Source organism: Streptomyces mexicanus (assembly GCF_902506575.1).
GTDB classification, from domain to species: Bacteria; Actinomycetota; Actinomycetes; order Streptomycetales; family Streptomycetaceae; genus Streptomyces; species Streptomyces mexicanus.
In genome coordinates, this window is record NZ_LR732649.1 from 1 (window position 1) to 6,274 (window position 6,274).

Genomic DNA, 6,274 nt, shown 5'->3' on the forward strand with positions numbered 1-6,274 from the left:
CCGCTGAGCGGCCCGCCGGCCCCTCCCCCGACCGTCCTGCGGACGGGCTCCACCACAGCTGTCGGCCGGACGGCCGACTGCTCTCGCGCGAGAGCGCGGTCGTGCATGCGCCGGCCCCACCCGAACCCGCCGACCGTTCCCTTGCGCAGCGCGCCGCTGCCGACTTGTCCGACGGCGAGCCCGCGCGGCATCAGCGGTCTGAACGCCGGTCTTCGGTGCCGCAGCGAGGCCGGTGACGGTGTTCGTGTGGCAGGTGACGACTGAGCAGGAGGGACCTCGATCAGGGCCCGGGTGCCCGTCGCATTCGCCATGGGCTTTGACGGTGGTTTCCCACCTGGCGTCATGTATGGCGTGAACCAGCCGGACCTGACGGAACGGCTACGGATCGACATCGACCCGCGCTCCGACGACCATCAGCTGCTCAATCACGCCTAGTTCACCGCGGCTGAACACACCTGTCTACCAGGTCATCACGGTCGTGAAGCGCACACTGCGGGCGGCGGTTCCACGCTGGTCCAAATCGTGGCAGGAAGGCCAGGTTGTCGATACAACACGCGGCCTGCCACCCCCGCGGTGTCCCACGCTTCCCAGGAACGCGCCGAGCACGGCCAGGAGTGGGTCTCGTACAGATTCAGAGAGGCCGAGAGGATGTGCTTGCCCTCAGAGAGCGTCAATCTGCCAGGCGATCACGCCTGTCGAACCTTTGGTGCCCTCGACATCGATGCGCAGCGGTGGGTGCGCAGTGAGCCTCTGCTGCACAACTGACTGATCGCAGGGCAGCGTGGTCTTCGGTCCGGCGCTCGCGGGTGTGAAGGTCAGCTGCGCGCTGCCGGCGCCGGCGCAGACCAGGTTGAGGTTGTAGACCTTGCCCTGGCTCAGGGAGGGCTGCGTGTGGATGCCGTCGCTCACGCGCTCGGCGCCCCCCTCGACCAGCGTGCCGCTGTGAACAGCTCCAAGGGCCGCCTGCGCCTGGTCGGTCAGCTTCTTCTCCTGCGCCGTGGTCGCGGCCTGGGAGGTGCGGGCCGGGGGCGGTGCAGACGTCGGGTCCGCGGACTTGCTTTTCCCGCCGCCGGACATGCACGAGGTGAGCAGACATACCGCGGCGGCCAGAGCATATCCGGTGGACAGGGCCCGCGGGCTCGCATGGGTCATGAGGCAGTTTCCCAGTATTTCCAGCCGGTCTCGGACGTGGGCAAGGTCGCTGATTTGTGACCGATCTCGATGCCACCACAGTTGCTGCCACCGACGTACATCTCTCCGGTGGGCGCGGTGGTCACGTCGTTGACCTTCACGCCCCAGCCGTCAGTGTACGTGCGTTCCAGATCGAGCTCATGGTGATCGACGAGCGCGGACGGCAGCGGCACGGGTATGGCGTGAGTCATCGCGCCATTCTCACCGGCCCCACTGACAACGCCCCGGGACACGCCGGTGAGTCAGCCCGAGCGCAGCGCTTCGGCACAGTCGCGGCACTCAAACTTCCGTCATCCCGTGCGCGGCGGCCGCACCCCGACCGGCAGGGCCGAACAGTGCCCTGCCGTGTTGTTGAGCGGCAGCGGGTTCCGGGCAGACCTTGAAGATCGCTCAGTCACTGTGGTCGAGGCCAGCTGACGGGCCGCCGGACGGCACCTCTCTCCGCCGCCGCCCTGCCGTGCCTTCGCAGGTCGGGGCGGCGGCACGCCGTGGACGCTGCGATCGGTGCGGTGCAGGACGGTACAGGCTGGGAACAGGTGAGGCGACGCGTCGTCAGCGATCGGAGACCTATGCCGCACGACGAAGGACACGACAGCCCCGCAGCGCTGCTGCCCCTGCTCCGCACCTCGGCCGACCGGCTGCTCGCGACCGCGGCGAAGCTGTCGGACGAGGACGTGCGGGCGCCCTCCCTGCTGCCCGGCTGGAGCCGCGCCCATGTACTGACGCACCTGGCCCGCAGTGCCGACTCCCGCCACCGGTTGCTCGTCTCCGCCCGTTCGGAGGCCGACCTTCCGCAGTACGCCGACGAAGGCCAGCGCGAGCAGGAGATCGAGGAGGGTGCCGACCGGTCCGCCGCGCTCCTCCTCGACGACCTGGACAGCTCGCTGCACCGCTTCCTGACCGCGGTCGGTGAGCATCCCGACGACGCCTGGGAGGTGCCGGTGCGCTGGCTCGGCGGCGGCCTGCGCCCGGTGCGCGGCGCCGTCGGGAGCATGCTTCGTGAAGTGGAGGTCCACCACACCGACCTGGCCACCGGGCACGGCCCGGCAAACTGGCCCGCGTTCTTCGTAGCCCGCGAGCTGGAGACGACCGTGCGGAAGCTGCGCGAGGACCCCGGTGCCCCGCCCATGGCCCTGTGCGCCGACGAGGACCGGGTTCTGCGGGTCGTCGGCGACGGGCCGGGCCCGCGGGTGTCGGGGCCGGCGGCGGAACTGCTGGGGTGGCTCACCGGGCGGACCGACGGGCGGCCGCTGACCGTACGGCCGTCCGGCCCCCTGCCCACGCCGCCGCCCTGGCGGAACTGACCGGACGCGGCGGTCCGGCATCCTGCCCCCGCACCCGGCCCGGCGCGCCTGCCCTCGGCCTCGGTCGGCGGCTCAGGGAAGCGGCACGCTCGTCGGTTCGGTGACCCAGCTTGCGGTCGATGCGGCGGCCCATCGCCTGTGGCAGCTCGCGGGCGTTGTGGAAGCCGCCTTGCCAGAGCAGGGCCGTACCCTCGCATGCTTGGCGGTAGGTGTCTTCGGCCTTCGTCCGGTCGTCAGCGACGACGGTGCGCTGCGGGAGGAGTGTCAGCAGGCTCGCGCAGGTGTTGCCCGGCTGCCAAAAACGCCAGCCCGGCCAGATCAGCGGGTGGGCTTCTTCGTCCAACCGCTGGTGCGGGGGTTTGTGCGGGTGAGGCGCCGGGTCTACTCAGCGTCGGGTGACGGTGTAGCCGACGTCGTTGACCGCCCGGGTCCGCACCTCGCTGTCGAACCACTTGATGATGTCCGGCTGCACCTCGGTGACGGTGCGCATCCGGGCCTGTCGGCGATGATTGCCCCTGGGCGCGTTCACGACGTTTTTCACGTATACCGTGGACATTGAGAAGCTGGCTTCGGTGCCTCCTCGCTGATCCACACCCGCCGGATTTTGTCGCTGAGTGAGGATCTGCCGGTGGCGATCGTGATCGTGGACACCGAGGACCGGGTGCGGGAGTTCCTGCCCCAGCTGGACGAGTTGGTCGAGGAGCGCTTGGTGATCGTCGACGCGTGCGAGGTCATCCGGTACGTGGGCAGGGAGAAGACGGCGTGAACCGGCTGCTCGTGGTCGCCGGCGCGATGGTCGGAGCGCCTGTGCGGTATCTGACCGACCGGGCGGTGCAGAAACGGCACGACACGGTGTTCCCGTGGGGAACCTTCACCGTGAACGTGGTCGGCTGCCTGATCCTGAGCCTGCTGTCGGGGGCCGTGGCGGCCGGGACCGCATCGTCCCATGTCCCGTTGCTCCTCGGCACTGGGCTGTGCGGGGCGCTGACCACGTACTCGACGTTCTCGTACGAGACGCTCCGCCTGGGCGAGGACGGCGCGAGGTTCTTCGCCGCCGCCGACGTCGGCGCCAGCGTGGTCGCCGGCCTGGGGGCAGCGTGCGTCGGAGTGTCGTTCGCCCAGGCACTGTGGGCATGAACCGGCCGGTCCCTGACAAGGGGGAAGCAGACCTGCCGTCGGTGCGGATGGGGCCGTGGCGGTTCGTGGTCTGGTTCGGCACGGTCAGCCTGCTCGCGGACTTCGTCTACGAGGGCGCCCGTTCGATCACCGGCCCGCTGCTGGCCTCGCTCGGCGCGTCCTCCCTGTTAGTCGGGGTGGTCACCGGCGCGGGTGAGGCGGCGGCGCTGGGGCTACGGCTGGTCTCCGGCCCGATGGCCGACCGCACCCGCCGCTTCTGGGGGCTGGCCATCGCTGGATACGCCCTGACGGTCGTCTCGGTGCCGCTGCTGGGCGTGGCCGGTGTGCTGTGGGCCGCGTGCCTGCTGGTGATCTCCGAGCGGGTCGGGAAGGCTGTGCGCTCGCCTGCGAAGGACACACTGCTGTCACATGCCACGGCCGCGACCGGGCGGGGCCGGGGTTTCGCCGTCCATGAGGCGCTGGACCAGATCGGAGCCTTGGTCGGCCCGCTGCTGGTGGCGGGCGTCTTGGCGCTGACCGGGAACGATTACGGCCCCGCGCTCGGTGTGCTCGCCGTCCCCGGGATCGCCGTACTGCTGCTGCTGTTCTGGCTGCGGGCCCGCGTCCGGGACCCGGAAGCCTACGAGCGCGAGGTGACGGCGGCAGCTCCCAAGGCGCCGGACGGGCGGGAAGGGCGGCTGCCGAGGGCGTTCTGGACCTATGCCGCCTTCACCGCGGCCACCACGACCGGCTTCGCCACCTTCGGTGTGCTCTCCTACCACCTGGTCGAGCGGCATCTTCTGTCCGCCGCGTGGGTGCCGGTGGTGTACGCGGCGGCGATGGCGGTGGATGCGGTCGCGGCGCTGGCCACGGGATGGGTGTACGACCGGGTAGGCCCGCGTGTGCTGGTCACTCTGCCGGTGCTGACCGCGGCCGTGGTGGCGCTGGCGTTCACCGACACGGTCGCGATCGCGGTGGCCGGTTCACTGGTGTGGGGCGCGGCCATGGGCATCCAGGAGTCGACCCTGCGCGCGACCGTCGCCGACCTCGTCCCCAGCGGGCGGCGGGCGACCGCGTACGGGCTGTTTGCCGGTGTCGTCGGTGCGGCGAGCCTGGCAGGTGGCGCACTGACGGGTGGGCTGTACGGCTACTCGATCCCCGTGCTGATCACGGTGGTCGTCGCCATCCAGGTTCTCGCTGTGGTGCTGCTGGCCGTCATCCGAGTCGATCGACGCTGACACGCCGGCGGTCACTGTCACCGGCTCATCCCGTACGGCAGGGACGGATCGACCATGGCGATCTCGATCAGGCGGTTGTACTTGGCGACGCGTTCGCCGCGCGCTGGGGCGCCGGACTTGATCTGCCCGCAGCCGGCGCCGACGGTGAGGTCGGCGATGAAGGCGTCCTCGGTCTCCCCGGAACGTCCTGGCTGATCGATTCCAAGGTCGGTGGACGTCCTGAGCGAACGCCCTCATCGAATCTGCAGCCGATCCCTTGGACCGATCGCTCTCTTGATCTCAACTGTGCTTCAGGTTGCACCATGGCCCCATGACCACGGAATCCACGGCGCACGACACCGACATCGAAGCCGTCAAGCAGGTCGTTGCCGCCGTCGAGCACTCCCAGCAGCACAAGGACCCCGACGAATTCCTCGGCCTCTTCCACCCCGACGCGGTCTGGACGACGGCCCACGGCAAGGTTCTCATCGGCCTCGACGCGATATCGGAGTTCACCCGCAAGGTGCTCCCCGCGGCCAACTGGGACGGCAAGGTCAGTTACGAGGTGGTCCACGTGCTCTTCATTCGCCCCGATGTCGCAGCGGTCAAAGTTCGTCAGCGCTACCTGAGCCCGGACGACAAGAGTGAAGGGGCCCCGCTGTATGTGATGACCAAGCAGGACGACGGCCGCTGGCTGCTGACCGCCTGCCAGAACACGGGAGTCGTCGCCGACTGATCGCAGACGCGGGCCATGTCCCTGGCCAGGCTGTACCTGCCTATCCCGGGGCGGGCCGCGATGACGATCATCCGGCCCGGCTGCAACCCGCTGGTGAGGTGGTCGACATGGGCTGAGACACCGTTCCTGACGGTGCGCTGTGCGCGATGGTGACGGCCGTCGCGAAGCATGATGGAAGGGTGTGGATTCTCAAGCTGCTCCGACGGGGTCGCTGGGCTTGGCCGACCAGTCCTCCTCCCACCGTTCCACCCGCCGGACCGCCGTCGTTTCACTGCCCGCAGTGCAAGCAGACGGCGCCCGCCGGGCTTACGGTCTGCGGCTCGTGCGGCTTCCGCTTGACCGAGGAGGACAGGTGAAGACTTGCCGAAAGCCTCATTTGGTGAGTCGGCGGTAGCTGACGAGGGCTGCGGCGATGCCGACGAAGGCGAGGAAGTGCGGCCTCGCGTTCGTGACGGGGTGCAGCCTTCGGCGCGCGAGGTGTTTCAGGCCCGATCTGCCGTGCCGGCACCCGCGCCGCTACGGCACGAGCGTCCGGGACACCCCGATGAGGGTCCAGGTTGACGTCGGCGCCTGGCTCGCTCGCACCCGGGCCGCGCACCGCGGACCCTGCGCCCACCCGTCCGAAGAGGCCCACAGTGGCGCTTCAGCTCGTGGGCGGAGGGGTCGGTTGTGTGCGGAGCAGGAGGAGCGCGATGTCGTCGCTGTGGGGG

The 6,274-nt window shown here is 69.8% G+C and carries 8 protein-coding genes and 3 pseudogenes; 5 read left to right on the forward strand and 6 right to left on the reverse strand.

Going from position 1 to position 6,274, the window contains the following annotated elements:
• Nucleotides 1-660 precede the first annotated feature (660 nt).
• Both GV126_RS36980 and GV126_RS34225 read right to left on the reverse strand, forming a co-directional pair.
• Nucleotides 661-1,152 carry a DUF6023 family protein gene (locus tag GV126_RS36980; protein WP_236570372.1) on the reverse strand — a complete coding sequence of 164 codons (492 nt, stop codon included), beginning with the start codon at nucleotides 1,150-1,152 and terminating at the stop codon, nucleotides 661-663.
• On the reverse strand, nucleotides 1,149-1,382 hold the full coding sequence (locus GV126_RS34225; protein ID WP_159675142.1) for a hypothetical protein: 234 nt from the start codon (nucleotides 1,380-1,382) through the stop codon (nucleotides 1,149-1,151). The genes GV126_RS36980 and GV126_RS34225 overlap by 4 nt, the downstream gene beginning before the upstream one ends.
• Before the next feature lie 378 nt (nucleotides 1,383-1,760).
• Between GV126_RS34225 and GV126_RS34230 the strand changes: the two genes are divergently transcribed.
• The gene (locus GV126_RS34230) at nucleotides 1,761-2,495 is read left to right on the forward strand and encodes a maleylpyruvate isomerase family mycothiol-dependent enzyme (RefSeq protein ID WP_159675144.1); all 735 of its coding nucleotides are present in this window, start codon (nucleotides 1,761-1,763) and stop codon (nucleotides 2,493-2,495) included.
• 109 nt (nucleotides 2,496-2,604) lie between these two features.
• Here GV126_RS34230 and GV126_RS36985 read toward each other — a convergent pair.
• Both GV126_RS36985 and GV126_RS36015 read right to left on the reverse strand, forming a co-directional pair.
• Nucleotides 2,605-2,754, reverse strand: a pseudogene (locus GV126_RS36985) (methyltransferase); the annotation flags it as partial.
• A gap of 126 nt (nucleotides 2,755-2,880) precedes the next feature.
• Nucleotides 2,881-3,024, reverse strand: a complete 144-nt coding sequence (locus tag GV126_RS36015) for a hypothetical protein (protein WP_185947748.1) — start codon at nucleotides 3,022-3,024, stop codon at nucleotides 2,881-2,883.
• 36 nt (nucleotides 3,025-3,060) lie between these two features.
• Between GV126_RS36015 and GV126_RS34240 the strand changes: the two are divergent.
• The 3 genes and pseudogenes from GV126_RS34240 to GV126_RS34250 form a co-directional block, all read left to right on the forward strand.
• A pseudogene (locus GV126_RS34240) lies at nucleotides 3,061-3,261 on the forward strand (DUF190 domain-containing protein); the annotation flags it as partial.
• Complete coding sequence (locus GV126_RS34245; protein ID WP_159675146.1) at nucleotides 3,258-3,632, forward strand: fluoride efflux transporter FluC; 375 nt, start codon at nucleotides 3,258-3,260, stop codon at nucleotides 3,630-3,632. The pseudogene GV126_RS34240 and the gene GV126_RS34245, both read left to right, overlap by 4 nt.
• Nucleotides 3,629-4,849: an MFS transporter gene (locus tag GV126_RS34250; protein ID WP_159675148.1), complete on the forward strand. Its 1,221-nt coding sequence runs from the start codon at nucleotides 3,629-3,631 to the stop codon at nucleotides 4,847-4,849. Before GV126_RS34245 ends, GV126_RS34250 begins: the two co-directional genes overlap by 4 nt.
• A gap of 17 nt (nucleotides 4,850-4,866) precedes the next feature.
• On the opposite strand, the pseudogene GV126_RS34255 reads toward GV126_RS34250, so the two are convergent.
• Nucleotides 4,867-5,034 (reverse strand): annotated as a pseudogene (locus tag GV126_RS34255) (phosphopyruvate hydratase); the annotation flags it as partial.
• A gap of 125 nt (nucleotides 5,035-5,159) precedes the next feature.
• On the opposite strand from GV126_RS34255, the gene GV126_RS34260 reads away from it, so the two are divergent.
• Nucleotides 5,160-5,564 carry an SgcJ/EcaC family oxidoreductase gene (locus GV126_RS34260; protein ID WP_159675150.1) on the forward strand — a complete coding sequence of 135 codons (405 nt, stop codon included), beginning with the start codon at nucleotides 5,160-5,162 and terminating at the stop codon, nucleotides 5,562-5,564.
• On the opposite strand, the gene GV126_RS37820 is transcribed toward GV126_RS34260, so the two are convergent.
• Entirely contained in the window at nucleotides 5,450-5,734 is a 285-nt protein-coding gene (locus tag GV126_RS37820) for a DnaB-like helicase C-terminal domain-containing protein (protein WP_159675152.1), read from the reverse strand. The genes GV126_RS34260 and GV126_RS37820 overlap by 115 nt on opposite strands.
• Nucleotides 5,735-6,274 lie beyond the last annotated feature (540 nt).